Source organism: Bradyrhizobium sp. 521_C7_N1_3, assembly GCF_052075975.1.
Classification (GTDB): domain Bacteria; phylum Pseudomonadota; class Alphaproteobacteria; order Rhizobiales; family Xanthobacteraceae; genus Bradyrhizobium; species Bradyrhizobium japonicum.
Genome location: NZ_CP197232.1, coordinates 3,290,462 through 3,305,255, shown reverse-complemented (window position 1 = coordinate 3,305,255; position 14,794 = coordinate 3,290,462). Strand labels below are relative to the sequence as shown.

At 60.4% G+C, this 14,794-nt stretch carries 13 protein-coding genes; 7 read left to right on the top strand and 6 right to left on the bottom strand.

The features are described 5' to 3' along the window. Window positions 1–34: 34 nt before the first annotated feature. From AB7008_RS15375 to AB7008_RS15355, 5 genes are read right to left on the bottom strand one after another with little or no spacing between them, the layout of a single operon-like run. The gene (locus AB7008_RS15375) at window positions 35–1,279 is read right to left on the bottom strand and encodes an ABC transporter substrate-binding protein (protein ID WP_049826269.1); all 1,245 of its coding nucleotides are present in this window, start codon (window positions 1,277–1,279) and stop codon (window positions 35–37) included. 2 nt (window positions 1,280–1,281) lie between these two features. Beyond that, window positions 1,282–1,995 (bottom strand): cysteine hydrolase family protein, encoded by a 714-nt coding sequence (locus tag AB7008_RS15370; protein ID WP_304493188.1) that lies wholly within the window; start codon window positions 1,993–1,995, stop codon window positions 1,282–1,284. Then, window positions 1,992–2,933: an allantoinase PuuE gene (locus AB7008_RS15365; protein WP_041958853.1), complete on the bottom strand. Its 942-nt coding sequence runs from the start codon at window positions 2,931–2,933 to the stop codon at window positions 1,992–1,994. The genes AB7008_RS15370 and AB7008_RS15365 overlap by 4 nt, the downstream gene beginning before the upstream one ends. Then, window positions 2,930–4,153, bottom strand: a complete 1,224-nt coding sequence (locus AB7008_RS15360) for a CaiB/BaiF CoA transferase family protein (RefSeq protein ID WP_304493187.1) — start codon at window positions 4,151–4,153, stop codon at window positions 2,930–2,932. The genes AB7008_RS15365 and AB7008_RS15360 overlap by 4 nt, the downstream gene beginning before the upstream one ends. Next, on the bottom strand, window positions 4,146–5,027 hold the full coding sequence (locus AB7008_RS15355; RefSeq protein WP_304493186.1) for an HpcH/HpaI aldolase/citrate lyase family protein: 882 nt from the start codon (window positions 5,025–5,027) through the stop codon (window positions 4,146–4,148). Before AB7008_RS15355 ends, AB7008_RS15360 begins: the two co-directional genes overlap by 8 nt. 177 nt (window positions 5,028–5,204) lie before the next feature. Here AB7008_RS15355 and AB7008_RS15350 point away from each other — a divergent pair, with 177 nt between their 5' ends. The 7 genes from AB7008_RS15350 to AB7008_RS15320 all read left to right on the top strand — a co-directional run bounded on the left by AB7008_RS15350 (window position 5,205) and on the right by AB7008_RS15320 (window position 13,643). Next, complete coding sequence (locus tag AB7008_RS15350) at window positions 5,205–6,134, top strand: LysR family transcriptional regulator (protein ID WP_304493185.1); 930 nt, start codon at window positions 5,205–5,207, stop codon at window positions 6,132–6,134. 777 nt (window positions 6,135–6,911) lie between these two features. Then, window positions 6,912–7,913, top strand: coding sequence for an autoinducer 2 ABC transporter substrate-binding protein (locus tag AB7008_RS15345; protein WP_014491732.1), 1,002 nt, complete (start codon window positions 6,912–6,914; stop codon window positions 7,911–7,913). Between the two features lie 112 nt (window positions 7,914–8,025). Next, window positions 8,026–9,510, top strand: coding sequence for a sugar ABC transporter ATP-binding protein (locus AB7008_RS15340; RefSeq protein WP_304493184.1), 1,485 nt, complete (start codon window positions 8,026–8,028; stop codon window positions 9,508–9,510). Continuing rightward, the gene (locus AB7008_RS15335) at window positions 9,503–10,507 is read left to right on the top strand and encodes an ABC transporter permease (protein WP_028156546.1); all 1,005 of its coding nucleotides are present in this window, start codon (window positions 9,503–9,505) and stop codon (window positions 10,505–10,507) included. Before AB7008_RS15340 ends, AB7008_RS15335 begins: the two co-directional genes overlap by 8 nt. Then, on the top strand, window positions 10,504–11,511 hold the full coding sequence (locus AB7008_RS15330) for an ABC transporter permease (protein WP_441259006.1): 1,008 nt from the start codon (window positions 10,504–10,506) through the stop codon (window positions 11,509–11,511). The genes AB7008_RS15335 and AB7008_RS15330 overlap by 4 nt, the downstream gene beginning before the upstream one ends. Before the next feature lie 6 nt (window positions 11,512–11,517). Next, window positions 11,518–12,933, top strand: coding sequence for a carbohydrate kinase (locus AB7008_RS15325; RefSeq protein WP_441259005.1), 1,416 nt, complete (start codon window positions 11,518–11,520; stop codon window positions 12,931–12,933). After that, a complete protein-coding gene (locus AB7008_RS15320) occupies window positions 12,930–13,643 on the top strand; it encodes a class II aldolase/adducin family protein (RefSeq protein WP_304493182.1) in 714 nt (237 codons plus the stop codon). The genes AB7008_RS15325 and AB7008_RS15320 overlap by 4 nt, the downstream gene beginning before the upstream one ends. A 305-nt stretch (window positions 13,644–13,948) precedes the next feature. Here the strand turns inward: AB7008_RS15320 and AB7008_RS15315 are convergent, their stop codons facing one another. After that, window positions 13,949–14,611, bottom strand: a complete 663-nt coding sequence (locus AB7008_RS15315; protein ID WP_248881815.1) for a LuxR C-terminal-related transcriptional regulator — start codon at window positions 14,609–14,611, stop codon at window positions 13,949–13,951. Between the last annotated feature and the right edge of the window lie 183 nt (window positions 14,612–14,794).

Sequence of the window (14,794 nt, the reverse complement as noted above, 5' to 3'; positions counted from 1 at the left end):
GGGCGGTGACTGATTGCCAGCCACCGCCGCGGGATCAGCGCTTGTCCCAGGTCTGGAGCGGCACCAGCACCGGATCGCCAGTCTTGAAATTATCCGGCGCCACCACGACGAGTTTTCCATCCTGCCATTGCTGCGCGACCGGGAAGGAACGCTCGTTCTGACCCTGCATCTCGCTACCCGGCTTTGCGAACTTGACCCCCCAGCCGAGCGAGGTGCCCCCGGCGGGAATGTCGAGCGCAAGCGCTGCCTCCTTCAGCTTGGCGGGATCCGCCGCGCCGGCCGCGCGGAGCACCTTGTCGAGCAGAATGTAGGTGCCGACAAAGCCCTGGGTGCCGACATAGGATGGCGCCTTGCCCTGACTGGCCTGGAAGCGCTTCTGGAACTCAGCGAGCAGCGTTCGCGCCTCGTCCGAGAGCGACGCGGGATTGATCCCCGCCGATCCCTCGGTGTCGAAGATTCCATTGACGGCGCTCCCCAGTCCCTCGCCGAAGCTCGCCAGACCGTAAATGCCGCCGGTGCCGATGAAAGCCGCGACGTTGACGCCGAGTTGCTTCATCTGGCGCTGGATCAGCAACGCGTCATTGGCATAGGACGAAGCAATGACGATGTCGGCGCTGCTCGCCTTCATACGCAGCACGAGCGGGGCGAGATCGGTGGTCGCGGCCTTGTACGGCAGACGCCCCGCGACCTTGAAGCCGAGCTCCTTGGCCTTGTTCTCCGCCGCGGTCGCAACCGAGGTACCGTAATCCGAGTCCTCGTGAACGATGAGCACGGTGAGATCGGCCGGCTTCTTGCCAAGACGTGGCGCGATAGCGCTTGCGGCGAGATTAGCGGCAAGCTGACCGTTCGAGCTTGCCGTGAACACGATGCGGAAATAGCCGTTGAACCCGCGCTTGGTCAGACCGTCGGCAATGCCGCCGGTCTCCCAATACAAGCCGCCGCGCCGCTCCACCACTTGGCTAGCAGCATATGACAGCCCGCTCGAATAGGTGCCGGTGATGATCTGCAGATTCTCGAGCGAGGACAGGCGCTCGGCCTCCGACTGGGCCTTGTCCGGAGTCGAGGCGTCGCCCTGGACGAGTTCGACTTTCTTGCCGGCGATGCCGCCTTTCTCGTTGATCATGTCAACGGCAATACGCGCGCCATTGAGGTTCTCGTTGCCGAGCAGCGCGAGCCCCCCCGTCAGCGGGTAGAGTGCCCCGATGCGCCACGTTTCCTGCGCGTCCGCGGAGAAGCTCGCTGCGGCGAATACAAGAGCCGCCAATGCAAGACGTTTCATGTCTATTCCCCCTTGCTGTGTTTTTGCAGTCTGGCAATGACGGCGGCCGCATCCGTCACGTCGGCGAATTGCCGATCCATGTCGAAGAGGCTGATCGCGTGCGAGATCGGCAACCTGTCGAACACCGCGTCGGCCGGAACGATCGCGCGATAATTGTAGGAAGCGGCGTCGAAGACGGTGGCGCGCACGCAATTGCTGGTCGCACCGCCGAGCACGATCACGGTGTCGATGTTGCGTTCGACCAGATAACCAAGCAGCGGCGTCCCGTGGAAACCACTGGGCTTCTTCTTCACGAAGACGATATCGCCTGGCTTGGGTCCGACCTCGGGCAGCAACTCGGCGCCCATCGTTCCCTCGATGCACCAGTCATCGCGCTCCTTCATGAAGGCGCGCTTGCGGCCATAGACACCGATATCATTGCCGCTGGCGTCGAGGGCAAAGCGGGTCAGGAACACCGGGACGCCTGCCGCTCGTCCGGCATCCAGGATGGCGGCGATCCGATCGACTGCCGCCCATCCGATTTCGCCGCAGGATGAAGGATAGCGCTCGTCGCGAATGCCGCGCTCGCCGACCATATAGCGTTGCGCGTCGATGACGACGATCGCCGGCTTGGCGCCGAAGCCCATCCGCTGCGCAAACCGTCCCCTGGACAATACGGCGCGGTCGGCCTCACCCAAATAGCTGTCCCAGATTTGCGGACCCGTCGTGTCGTTCATCGTTCAGCCTCCGAGGGCGCATGATGGGCGTGCCAGTGCTCGGCGACATCAAGGCGCCTGCAGACCCAGACGCGGTCATGCTTGAGGATATGGTCGAGGACGTTTGCCAGTGCCCGCGCCCTCGCCGGTCGTCCGCTGATGCGCGGGTGAAGGCCGATCGACATCAGAGCGGGCTTCTCGGCCCCTTCCGCGTAAAGCTGATCGAAAGCCGACTTCAGATAACCCTCAAAATCGTCGGGCGCAGAGAAGCCGGAGGGAGCCGCAAACTTCCCGTCATTGGCATCCATCGTGTAGGGCACGACGAGATGGGTCTTGCGCTCGACCTCGACCCAATAGGGCAACTCGTCATTGTAGGCGTCCGAATCATAGCGGAAGCCGCCCTCCTCGACGATGAGGCGGCGCGTATTCTCGCTCGGCCCGAAACGGCAATACCAGCCGAGTGGCCGCTTGCCGGTCGTGCGCTCGATCGAAGCAACCGCGCGCGCGATGCGTTCGCGCTCTTCCGCTTCACTCAGGCGGAAATGCTCCTCCCAGCGCCAGCCATGACAACAGACATCGAAATTCGAAGCAGCGATGGCCTCGCCTACCTGCGGATTGCGCTCGAGCGCGACAGCACAGCCAAACACCGTTGCCGGCAATTGCCGTTGCTGGAACAGATCGAACAACCGCCAGATCCCGACCCGGCTGCCGTACTCGTACATGGTCTCGAAGGCGAGATCGCGCTGTCCGGCCGGCACCCGTCCGCCCGGAGCCTCGGCAAGACCGAGCTCGGTACGACCGCTGCCGTCGGGAATGCTGTATTCTGATCCTTCCTCATAATTGATCGCAAAATTCACGGCGATCCGGGCGTTGCCGGGCCAGCGCGGATCGGGACGCTTTCGGCCGTAACCAACGAAATCGCGCGGATGTTCGGCGCTTGGCCGCCAGACGCTTGTCATGCCCTATCCTCTTCCCGTGCCGGGAGCCGGCCTGCGGCCCGCAACTCATCGATGATCTCGGCACGATCCTGGTCGATCCGCGCGCCGGTGCGACGGATAGCACCGGGGGTGCGCGACATCACCGGGAAGACGTTCTGCATCCGCACCGGACCGAGATCCTCGTCCGGCACCGAGACCACCGAGTTTCGCGCGATATATTGCTGATCCCCGAAGATTTGCTCGACATCATAGATTGGCGCAATCGCTGCCTCGACGCGCTCGAAGGTTTCGAGGACTTCGGGCAAATCATGCTTGGCGATCCAGCCACCGACGATCCGATCGATCTCCTCGACATGCTTGATGCGGTCGAGGTTGGTCTGGAAGCGCGGATCATCCGCCGTACCCGGCCCCCCCGTCAGATCGAGCACGCGCCTGACGATGCTGGGTGTCGCCGCCGATAGCGCCACCCAACGCCCCTCACGCGTACGATAGGCATTGCGCGGCGCGTTGTTGACCGAACGATTTCCGGTGCGGTTCTGAATTACACCGAGCTGGTCGAAGATGATCGGCTGCGGTCCCAGCAAGGCGAAGATCGGTTCGTAAATCGCAAGATCAATATACTGGCCCCTGCCGCTGCCGCCGATGTCACGTTCGTAAATCGCGAACATCGAGGCGAAGCAGCCGTAATAAGCCGCGATGCCGTCGGCGAGGCCAAATGGCGGTAACGTCGGCGGCCCATCGGGCTGGCCAGTGATATGAGCGAAGCCGGACATCGCCTCCGCCAGCGTGCCAAACCCGGCACGCCGGCTATATGGCCCGGTCTGGCCGAAGCCGGTCACCCTCACCATCACGAGCCGGGGATTGATCTTCGAGAGCACGTCCCAGCCAAGCCCCCAACTTTCCAGCGTTCCGGTTCGGAAATTCTCCACGAGAATATCTGCGTCGATGATCATCGCCTTGAAGATCTCCGCGTCCGCGGCAGTCTTCAAATCGAGCGCGATGCAACGCTTGTTGCGCCCTGTGGTCTTCCACCACAAGCCGTGCCCTTCTTTTTTGGCGCCCATGTTCCGTAAGGGATCGCCGCTCGGATGCTCGATCTTAATGACGTCCGCCCCGAAATCGCCCATCAGCGTCGAGATGATCGGTCCCGCGAACAGCGTTGCGCAATCAATGACGCGCAGACCCTTCAGAGGGCCTGCGGCTGCGGGCATGGTGAGTTCGGTTTTCATGGTCTCAGGCATGGCGGGCCGCCCCTTCCGCGATTCTCAGTACGGTGCGGGCCCGGTCGATGAATGGCCCATCGGCCATAACGCCATCGACCATGAACGCCCCAACACCGCGTGCGAGCATCTCTTCGGCTTTGGCCACAACACGCCGCGCATTTTCGATTTCCGCGGCGCGTGGAAAGAATACCGCGTTGACGATGTCGATCTGACTGGGATGGATGCAGCTCTTTCCCGCAAGACCTAACGCGCGGCCAGCTTCAGCATCCATTCGGAACGCTTCGCCATCCGCCACACCGACGAATGCTCCGTCAAAGGCGTCGATACCGGCTTCGGCAGCGGCAAGCCGGACAGCCAGCCGCACCGGTGCCAGCGCAAGCGGACTACGCTCGACTCCAAGTGGCTCGAACAGATCGCCGAAGCCGAGCTGCAAGCCGATGACCCGCTCATGGGACAACGAGATCTCGGCCGCCACACGAAGGCCTCGGGCGGTTTCGATATTGGCGAGAATGCCAACGCGGCGGCCGATACCGTTTTCGCGCTCGAGCCGATCGAGGAGGCGCGCCGTCTCCAGGATCGTTTCGGCACTTTCGACCTTCGGAAGATTGACGATGTCGAGGCCGGGTCGCACGACCGCCTCAAGATCGTCGGCAAAGAAAGGCTCGCCCCAGGGATTGATGCGGACAATCACAACCTTTCCCGACGTTGTGCGACGTTCAAGCGCCCTCGCGACGTAGTCGCGCGCTTCGATCTTGCGATCTTCCGCGACGGCATCTTCGAGATCAAACGAGATTGCATCAGCGGCCGATTGCCACGCTTTGTCGAACAACTCGGGACGGGAACCCGGAACGAAGAGCTTGCTTCGCATCGACGGGGAACGGGTAGCAGACATCGCCACGACCTACCTATGAGAGCGGGTTATACCTCGCCGTCCAACGAGCCCCCGTTTTCGCGTTGGCTTTTCCGGAAAGCTGCGTCATTCCATCCTTAGATTGCTTGTTCGGCAAATATAATGTTGTTAGAGGGGCATTCCTGCAGGGAATGCCCTAAACAATCAAAACGTGCAGCCATGGACCTTCGCAAGCTTCGATATTTTGTCGACGTCGTCGAGGCCAAAAGCATCAGCAAAGCGGCTGCGAGTCTTCACGTAGCCCAGCCTGCCTTGACCAAGAGCATCCAGTCGCTCGAACAAGATCTAGGTGCAGTGCTTTTGCAACGCTCGGCCAAGGGTGTTGCTATGACGGAAGCAGGGGCCAGGCTCTACGAGCACTGTCAGATTGTCTTTAAGCAACTCGACCGGGCCCGGCACGATGTACGCAAATCGATCGAACGACCGTCGGGAGTAGTGACCGTCGGACTACCGCACAGCCTGATGACGGTGCTCGCCTTGCCACTGTTGCAGCTCACTACGGCGCGCTATCCCGATGTTCGCCTGGAGCTGAAGCAAGAGCACACCCATTTGCTGGTTAACGATATCCGAGCGGGAAAGTTGGATTTCGCCGTAATGGCAGAACCGCGCTCAGCATCGGGCCTGCACTGCCAGCAACTTCTGAAAGAGGAGCTTCTTTTTGTCGGACCGACCTCAACCGACCTGAGTGCCCGTCAGACCCATATTTCCTTCATGGATGCTTCAGCGCACGAATTTATCCTTCCTTCGGTCGGCAATGGGCTGCGCCATACGGCAGAAGGACATTTTCGCGCCCGCTCCCTGCCGCTCAACGTCAAACACGAAGTCGATGCCATCGCCCTGATCACGCAATGCGTACAGGCCGGGCTTGGCGTCTCGCTGCTACCAGGCGGGTGCATTCGCATGGATGCCGAGCAGGGCCGTATTCGGGCGAGGCCTTTCGCGGAGGGGGGCTGCCATCGTACCATTGTGTTGTGCCAGGCGGCGGGAGCAGCCTTGTCTCCAGCAGCAGCCACCGTGGTGGCAGTAGTGGAAGAGGCTGCCCGGGAATTGGTGACTGGCGGTCAGTGGCTTGGAGCTAGGCTGGCTTGAGCGCTTCTCGCGTTGCAAATGCGCATTCGACAGCCCGTCGCAATCTACGCCAACATGCGCGTGCGATCTGCCCTTTTGCCTTCGAAGCATCGCTTTGTTCTCCGGCCCAGCTTCGCTGAGCCAGTCTGGATGAAAGCGGGAATATCGCAGTTTGCATCTCTCCGAAGATCCGAGCTTTGATGACGCCTATAATGTCCGGTTTCGGCTTTTTAGTTTGTGCCTCGCCACAGTTTGAAGCGAGCTGGTTCTAGGCGGCATCTTTCTAAGGCTGCGGCAATCGCGCCTCGCGACGGAGTGGAGTAACTCGCTCGAGGCGATCCCCCGCTCTGCGAGCTGTCGGGGGTTCGAGTCGGGAGAGTACTGCACGCCTCTCCCCACACGACGCAAATCCGCGATATTTGCTCCGATCGTCCGCCTGAACTCAGAAGCCGGTCAAACGGTGGGTTCAATTCGGGGACCGCAAACCTCCTCCAAAGACTTCCGCCGGTCGTGATCTGCCTACGTTTGTAAGGATTTGGTCCGCTCCCTTCGTGAGGGCAGACTTTGGCGGTTGCTAGCTGCAGGTCGGCCATGGCCATGCCCGGACATCGCCACAGGCGGGGCTGGTTGACATGTCACTTGCTTGACACCTTTCGTAGCGTTGGTCTCTAATCCCCACGCAAGTCCTGAGGCTGGAGGTGAAATTTTCGCCGCCAATCAAGAATGAAGCCAACTGCTCCGCCAGGCGAGTGCCGGGTAAAGGAGCGGAGGCTAAAAATAGCTTCCTGGGAGGGAACAATGGACAGACGCCAGACACTCAAAATGCTTGGTGGTGCGGCGGCGATCGCCGGTACCGGCTTTCCGGGGTTTGCTTTTGCGCAGGCTCAAAAGGAAATGGTCACGGTCGTGAAGATCGCCGGCATTCCGTGGTTCAACGCTCTTGAAAAGGGAATCCAGAAGGGCGCCAAGGACTTCAGCATCAATGCCACCATGGTTGGACCGGCGAACGTCGATCCGGCACAACAGGTAAAGCTGCTCGATGACCTGATTGCCAAAAAGGTCAACGTGATCGGCTTGGTGCCGCTGGACGTCAAAGTGTGCGAGCCGGTGCTCAAGCGCGCCCAGGCCGCCGGCATCAAAGTCATCACCCATGAGGGCCCCGAACAAGAAGGCCGTGACTGGAATGTCGAATTGATCGATTCCGTTCGCTTCGGTGAAGTGCAGATGGAGCGTCTCGCCAAGGACATGGGCGGCGAAGGCGATTACGTGGTTTATGTCGGGACGTTGACGACGCCGCTTCACAACAAATGGGCCGACGCCGCGATTGCCTATCAGCAGAAGAATTTCCCGAAAATGAAGCTCGTCGCCGACCGTTTCCCCGGCGCCGACGAGATCGATACCAGCCAGCGCACGACGCTTGACGTGATCAAGGCCTATCCGAACCTGCGCGGCATTCTCGGCTTCGGCTCGAATGGACCGATCGGGGCCGGCAATGCGGTGCGTCAGCAACGCCTTGGCAAGAAGATCGCCGTGGTCGGCACGGTGCTGCCGAGCCAGGCGAAATCGCTCATCGCGGATGATACCATCCGCGAAGGTTTCCTGTGGAATCCCACCGATGCAGGTTACGCCATGGTTGCAGTTGCCAAGCTCGTGCTTGATGGCAAGCCAATCACGGATGGCGTCGATGTCCCCGGCCTCGGCAAGGCTGCGGTCGATGTGGCCGGCAAGCAGATCAAGGTCGACAAGATCATGCGGATCAACAAAGAAACCATCGACGGACTGATCGCCGGAGGACTCTAGAACTACACCGATCCCAGCCGCCTCGTCGCGCCGCATTCCCGGTTTTCCGGCCGGGAATGCGATCCTCGTCGAGGCGATCGCTTGACGAGCGGTCCCATTACAGGACGAAGCCTTGACGACTTTCCTGGAGATGTCCGGCATATCAAAACGTTTCGGCGGCGTGCATGCGCTTCGCGACGTCGATCTGACGCTGGAGATCGGAGAGGTGCATTGCCTTGTCGGCGAAAACGGATCCGGCAAGTCCACGCTGATCAAGATCATTTCCGGCGTCGAGGCGCCGGAACCAGGAGGCCGGATCGTCATTTCCGGCAAGGAGTACCCAAAACTAAGCCCGGTCTACTCCACCCATTGCGGCATTCAGGTCATCTATCAGGATCTATCGCTATTCTCCAACCTCACCGTCGTCGAGAACATCGCCATGGCGCACCATCTTGGCGGCGTCCACACGGTGAACTGGTCCTCTATGCGGGCCATCGCCATGGCTACAATGGCGAAGGTCGGCATTGAGGTCGATCCAGAAACAAAAGTCTCCGAACTCAGCATTGCCGGACGCCAGTTGGTCGCGATCTGCCGGGCCTTGGCGGCGGATGCCAAACTTCTCATCATGGATGAGCCGACGGCGTCGCTGACCCGCCACGAGGTCAACACCTTGATCAAGCTCGTCAGCGACCTGAAAAGAAGCGGTATCTGCGTCGTATTCGTGAGCCATCGCCTCGACGAGGTGCTTGAGATTGCCGAACGCGTGACGGTGTTGCGGGACGGCGCCAAGGTAGGCACCTTTGCCGCAGCGACCATCAACGGCAGCAAACTCAGTCACCTGATGACCGGGAAGGCTTTCGAGTATCAGAAACAGGTGCCCGACCTTGCCGTGGGTGCGGTTGTTCTCGAAGTCCAGGGGCTTGGCCGCGATGGTGACTACGACGATGTGAGCTTGCAATTACGCGCCGGAGAAGTCGTGGGCCTTACCGGATTGCTTGGATCGGGCCGAACCGAGCTCGCACTGTCGCTGTTCGGCATGAACCCACCCGATCGAGGCACCATGGCGCTTGACGGCCACCGCATCGCGCTGAACACGAATGCAGACGCGATCCGTCGAGGCATCGCCTACGTATCTGAAGACAGGCTTACGCTTGGCCTCATCCTTGACCAGTCGATCACGTCGAACGTCACGCTGACTGTGTTGGAACGTCTCGCTGGCGCGTTCGGCCTGATTGGCGCACGCGCGCGGCAAAGCCATGTCGCGCGATGGGTCGCCGAACTCGGAATCAAGGTCTCTGATCCCAACAACCCGGTCAAGACGCTCTCCGGCGGCAATCAGCAGCGGATCGTGCTCGCCAAATGGATGGCGACCAACCCGCGGGTGCTTATCCTTGATAGCCCAACGGTCGGTGTCGATATCCGCGCCAAGGATGGGATTTATGAGATCATCCGGCGGCTGGCCCGCGAGGGCGTCGCAGTGCTGATGATATCAGACGAAATCCCCGAGGTGCTTTATCACAGCCATCGCGTGCTGGTGATGCGCGAGGGGCGTTTGACCGCTGACGTGATGGCCGCAGACACCTCCGAAGATGCGCTTCGGCAGGCGGTCAATGCCTAAATCGCGGTTTGCTTCATTTGGCAGGTTTCGGCGCAGCCATGAGTTCTGGCTGTTGATCGTGATCCTCGTGCTCTGCGCCAGCCTGGGCGCGGCGAACGGCCAGTTCCTGACCATGCAGAACCTGTTCGACCTTCTGACCTCCTATGCATTCGTAGGCATCCTCGCCCTCGGACTGCTCGTGGTGCTGATCGCCGGCGGTATCGACATCTCCTTCACGGCGACGGCATCGGTGGCGCAATATGTCACGCTTACGGTGGCGAACGCATACGGCGCGAACTGGATCTGCGTTTTTGCGATCGCGATCGGCATTGGCGGTGCGCTCGGCGCTCTCAACGCGATCTTCATCCAGAAGCTTCGGATACCATCAATCATCGTGTCCGTCGCAACGTTGAACATTTTCTATGGGCTGCTGATTTTCTTCACGGGCGGTAAATATATCTATTCGTTACCCGACTGGTTCGCGACCGGGATATTCTGGTTCGAGTTCGATTGGGGCAAGGATACGTCCTACGGCGTCAACCTGCAGATCCTCGCGCTCGGGTTCTCATTTCTCTTCACCTGGCTCCTGCTCAATCGTAGCAATATCGGTCGTCAAATCTACGCCATGGGGGGCAATACCGATGCCGCGCAGCGACTCGGCTTCCATGTCTTCGGCCTCAACATGCTGGTCTATTGCTACATGGGGGTCATGGCCGGTATCGCCTCACTGGTCCAGGCGCAGCTTGCACAGTCCGTCGCTCCGACGGTGCTGGTGGGCAAGGAGCTCGATGTGGTTGCGGCCGTCGTGCTCGGCGGCGCCAGCCTGATGGGCGGCGTCGGCACCGTTCTCGGCACGTTTCTGGGGTTGGCACTGCTCGCCATCCTGCAGAACGGAATCATTTTGCTGGGCGTTTCGTCCTACTGGTCGCCATTTTTTGTCGGGTTGGTCATTCTGATCTCGGTCTCGGCGACAGCCTGGTCGCAGCGAGAACGGCGGACCCGGAGCGCGCGGCCATGAGAAATGCGTCCACCGTTGCCCTTCGCGGACGCCTGATCCGTTTGGCCGGCAGCGGGACGATCGCAACCCTGATGCTGTTGTTGGTCGCGCTCTGGTTGGTGTTCGCCATTACCATCGGCGGCCGGTTTTTCTCCGTCAACACGCTGCAATCGATGGCCTTCCAGATGCCGGAGCTCGGCATCCTTTCGCTTGCGATGATGCTGGCCTTGTTATCTGGCGGCCTCAACCTTTCCATCATTGCCACCGCCAATCTCTCTGGACTGACGATTGCCTTCCTGCTGACGCACTACATTCCGGGCACTCAGGGCATTACCTGGGCCGGCGTACAGGTGCTGGCGATTGCGGCAGGGTTTGCCGTCGCGGCACTGGTCGGCCTTGTCAACGGATTTGCCATCGCCTACCTCGGCGTTTCACCGATCCTCGCAACCCTCGGCACCATGACACTCTGCAAGGGACTCGCGATCGGCCTGACGCGCGGCAATGTCATCTCCGGATTTCCGGAGCCCATTGTTTTCATCGGCAATGGAACGGTTCTCGGGGTGCCTTTTGCCCTGATCGTGCTGGCGCTCTGTGCGTTGCCCGTCGCGCTCATGCTAAACGCAACGCCCTTCGGGGCGAGGATTTACATGATCGGCTCGAACGAGAAGGCAACCCGCTACTCCGGCGTCGATACCCGCGCCGTCCTGCTCAAGCTATATGTCCTCTCGAGCCTGCTCGCCGGTGTCGCAGCGGTCGTCATGCTGGCACGTTTCAATTCAGCCAACGCGGCATATGGCGAGAGCTATCTGCTCGTCACCATTCTTGCAGCTGTGCTCGGTGGCGTCGATCCATTTGGCGGCTTTGGCAAAGTCGGCGGATTGCTGCTTGCACTGATAATCCTTCAGGTGATCTCCTCGGCGTTTAACCTTCTCAATCTCAGCCAGTTCCTCACTCTGGCGATCTGGGGTGGCATCCTGATTGCCGTTGCCGCGGTTCCTCATCTGGGCGGTAAAGCGCCCCGGTAGACAACGATGACAAGATCGGAAGCCTCTCCCCGGATCGCGGTTCTCGACATTGGCAAGACGAATCTGAAGCTGCTGGTCGCGAGTGAGGACGGCTGGCCACTCGAAACACTTTCGATCCCGAATGTCCCGACCACGGCAGGACCATACCTCGCCTATGATCTTGCCGGGCTGGAAGAGTGGTTCCTCGACACTTTGGCCGTGGTGACGCAACGCCACACCATCGGCGCGGTGATCGCGACCGCACATGGGTGTGGCGCCGTTCTTGTCGAAGGCGACGAGCCAGTGCTGCCGATGATGGACTATGATGCGGTCTCGCCGCCTGAGATCGACCAGGCCTACGCCCGGATTGCGCCTGCCTATGATGAAGTATTTTGCGGTATCAGCGGCGCGATGCGGCTCGGCAAGCAATTGCTCTGGCAGGAAAGCGCATATCCCGCCGAATTCGCCCGCGCGAAAACCTATCTTACGACTGCGCAGTACTTCGCCTTGCGGCTCGGCGGGTGTGCTGCAAGTGAAATTTCACAGCTCGCGGCTCAGAGCCATATCTGGGACCTTTTCCACCATCAGCCTTCCTCCCTGGTGCGCAAGCGCGGCTGGGACCGGCTTCTGCCGGAGCGGGCATCCGCCGGTGCGGTGCTAGGGAGGGTTTCGGAGGCCGTAGCCAAGCGTACCGGCCTGGCGCGCTCGACCGAAATCCTCTGCGGCGTGCATGATTCCAACGCCAACCTGTTCCGCTACAAGGCCGCCGGCATGGCCGATACCTCGATCCTATCAACAGGCACCTGGATGATCGGCTTTCAGCGCGGCCTCGCGCTAGACAAGCTCGACGCCACACGCGGCATGGTGCTCAATATCGATGTCGACGGTGAGAACGTACCCTCCACGCTGATCGCGACAGGCCGCGAATACGACTTGATCAGCAGAGACCACGACGCTTCTGATGCAGCCGTCCTCGCCGCATTGCCGAGGCTACTGGCCCTTGGAACCCTGGCACTCCCCTCCTTCGTTGGGAATGATGGACTGTTCCCCGGTGCAGCTCACCGCGGACGCATTATCGGACCGCGGCCCGAGACGCCAGCCGAATGGCAGGGGTTGGCAGTCCTCTACGCTGCATTCAGCGCAAACCGCTGTCTAGATGCGCTTGGCAGCTCGAAACACATCGTCATCGACGGTGGCTTCGCCGCCAACCTGCCCTTCGCGCGCGCTCTGGCCGCGTTGCGGCCATCGCAGAGCGTCTCGGTGAGCCAATCTCGGGATGGAACGGCGCTCGGCGCGGCGCTGCTGTGGCGGAGATTTTCGCGGACGATTCCGGTTTCGAGCGTGGTGCTTGAAGCTGTCACGCCGCTCGGCGAGGATGAGTGCAAACGCACCCTTTCCGCCGCCTATCAATCCTGGATTTCTTTTTCGGAGCACCCATCATGACAGACCGTAATCATGCCGATCTCCGCCAGGGTATCGTCGACACTTGCAAGGAGATGAACCGAAACGGTCTCAACCAAGGGACTTCCGGCAATCTTTCGCACAGGATTCCAAACGGCATGCTAATCACACCGACAAGCTTGCCCTACGAGCGCATGCGGCCAGAAGACATTGTCGCGATGGATTTCGCCGCGAATTACCAGGGCAACCATCGCCCTTCTTCAGAATGGCGTTTTCATCGCGATATTCTGCGAGCGCGGGACGACATAAACGTCGTACTTCATACGCATTCCACCTTCAGCACCATTCTCGCCGTGCACGAGCGTGGCATTCCCTGCTTCCACTACATGGTCGCGGTAGCCGGTGGCAACGATATCCGTTGTTCGCCTTATGCCTGCTTCGGTACACAGGCGCTGTCGGATTATGCCGTCAATGCGCTCGAAGGACGAAATGCCTGCTTGCTCGGCCATCATGGCTTGATCGTAACGGCGCAGACATTTGAAAAGGCGCTTTGGCTTGCCGTGGAGGTGGAGACCCTAGCGAAGATGTATGTCCACGCGCTGGCGATCGGCGAACCTCCGCGGCTCAGCGAGACCGAAATGGCACAGGTCCACGAACAGATGAAACGCATGGGCTACGGCCAAGCGCCCGATCTCGACGACGTCGGTGATGTTCCACGCGCCATGCCTCAGTCGAAACTGGCGTCACATTGACTCAGAGTGTCGTTGAACGCGGCTAGTCTTCTCTTCGCTAAGGAAACTTGCAAGCAACTCTACCAGCCGCCGGTGATCAAGCGAAAATTGTCACACGGCGAGCCAATATCCCTTGTGAATATCGAACTTCACGGCGCCGTCGTCACGCATCTTCAACAAGAGCGATTGGCAATCGTCCTCATGCTTTATGTTCACGCGCTTCATGATTTCGAAAACCTTCAGAGGCTTTTCGCCAAGGTGATCAGAATTTTGGACAGGCGAAGGACTAAACCGGCCGGGCGGGCAGCGCGAATCCTTTTCCTGTTTCAGGCGTCGAGCGACTGGAGTCGGTACTCGGACATCCTCTGGGCGGCGATGATGACCTCGACCCTGTTCCTGGCTTGCATCTTCTGCATCAGCTCGGTCATGTAGTGCTTGACCGTCTTCTCGGTGATGCGAAGCGCCGCAGCGATTTCCTTGTTGGTCATGCCACGCAGCAGCAGCCGGACAATCTGCCCCTCGCGCTGACTGAGCTTGATGGCCTCGGCGACGCGGTGGCGGACGTCGGTGTTGCGGAGCGCGTCGATCACCCGGATCGCAAAGCCCTGGGTGATATAGGTCTCATCCTTCAGCACGGCCCGGACGGCGGCCATCAACTCGTCGGCCGAGGAGCGCTTGAGGACGTAGCCGTGAGCGCCGGCATCGAGCGCCCGGACGGCATGGTCGACGCCGTGCTGGGAGGTGTAGGCGACGATCTTGATCGCAGGCAGGACGTTGCGGATCGTGCGGATGGCGTCGTAGGTCTCGTCGGGGACGGAGGGGCTCAGAATCATCAGCCTGGGGACATGGAAACGGGCCAGCCGGATCATGTCGGCGGCAGTGGCGCCGAAGGCGACGATCTTGAAATCGGTCGGCGCCGAAAGAAAGGTCGTGAGGGCCTTCATCATCAAAGGTTGGTCCTCAACAATCGCGATCGTAATATCGCTCATCAAACCCACCCAAAAGAGCCATCATTTAAACTTCCGCCGGTGGAGAACGACGGTTCCAAGGCATTCACGAGGAAAGAAAAAATCCCCGAGCCCGAAAGAAAATACCAATTCGTGGAATCCGTCCTTGGATATTCCGAAGGTGTGGCAAGATGCCCGGGGCTGCGGTGCTGGGCCGGAAGGCCT

Excerpts from the sequence above, each read along its gene's own strand:
- AB7008_RS15375 (WP_049826269.1), bottom strand. The coding sequence starts at position 1,279 with ATGAAACGTCTTGCATTGGCGGCTCTTGTATTCGCCGCAGCGAGCTTC.
- AB7008_RS15370 (WP_304493188.1), bottom strand. The coding sequence starts at position 1,995 with ATGAACGACACGACGGGTCCGCAAATCTGGGACAGCTATTTGGGTGAG.
- AB7008_RS15365 (WP_041958853.1), bottom strand. The coding sequence starts at position 2,933 with ATGACAAGCGTCTGGCGGCCAAGCGCCGAACATCCGCGCGATTTCGTT.
- AB7008_RS15360 (WP_304493187.1), bottom strand. The coding sequence starts at position 4,153 with ATGCCTGAGACCATGAAAACCGAACTCACCATGCCCGCAGCCGCAGGC.
- AB7008_RS15355 (WP_304493186.1), bottom strand. The coding sequence starts at position 5,027 with ATGTCTGCTACCCGTTCCCCGTCGATGCGAAGCAAGCTCTTCGTTCCG.
- AB7008_RS15350 (WP_304493185.1), top strand. The coding sequence starts at position 5,205 with ATGGACCTTCGCAAGCTTCGATATTTTGTCGACGTCGTCGAGGCCAAA.
- AB7008_RS15345 (WP_014491732.1), top strand. The coding sequence starts at position 6,912 with ATGGACAGACGCCAGACACTCAAAATGCTTGGTGGTGCGGCGGCGATC.
- AB7008_RS15335 (WP_028156546.1), top strand. The coding sequence starts at position 9,503 with ATGCCTAAATCGCGGTTTGCTTCATTTGGCAGGTTTCGGCGCAGCCAT.
- AB7008_RS15330 (WP_441259006.1), top strand. The coding sequence starts at position 10,504 with ATGAGAAATGCGTCCACCGTTGCCCTTCGCGGACGCCTGATCCGTTTG.
- AB7008_RS15325 (WP_441259005.1), top strand. The coding sequence starts at position 11,518 with ATGACAAGATCGGAAGCCTCTCCCCGGATCGCGGTTCTCGACATTGGC.
- AB7008_RS15320 (WP_304493182.1), top strand. The coding sequence starts at position 12,930 with ATGACAGACCGTAATCATGCCGATCTCCGCCAGGGTATCGTCGACACT.
- AB7008_RS15315 (WP_248881815.1), bottom strand. The coding sequence starts at position 14,611 with ATGAGCGATATTACGATCGCGATTGTTGAGGACCAACCTTTGATGATG.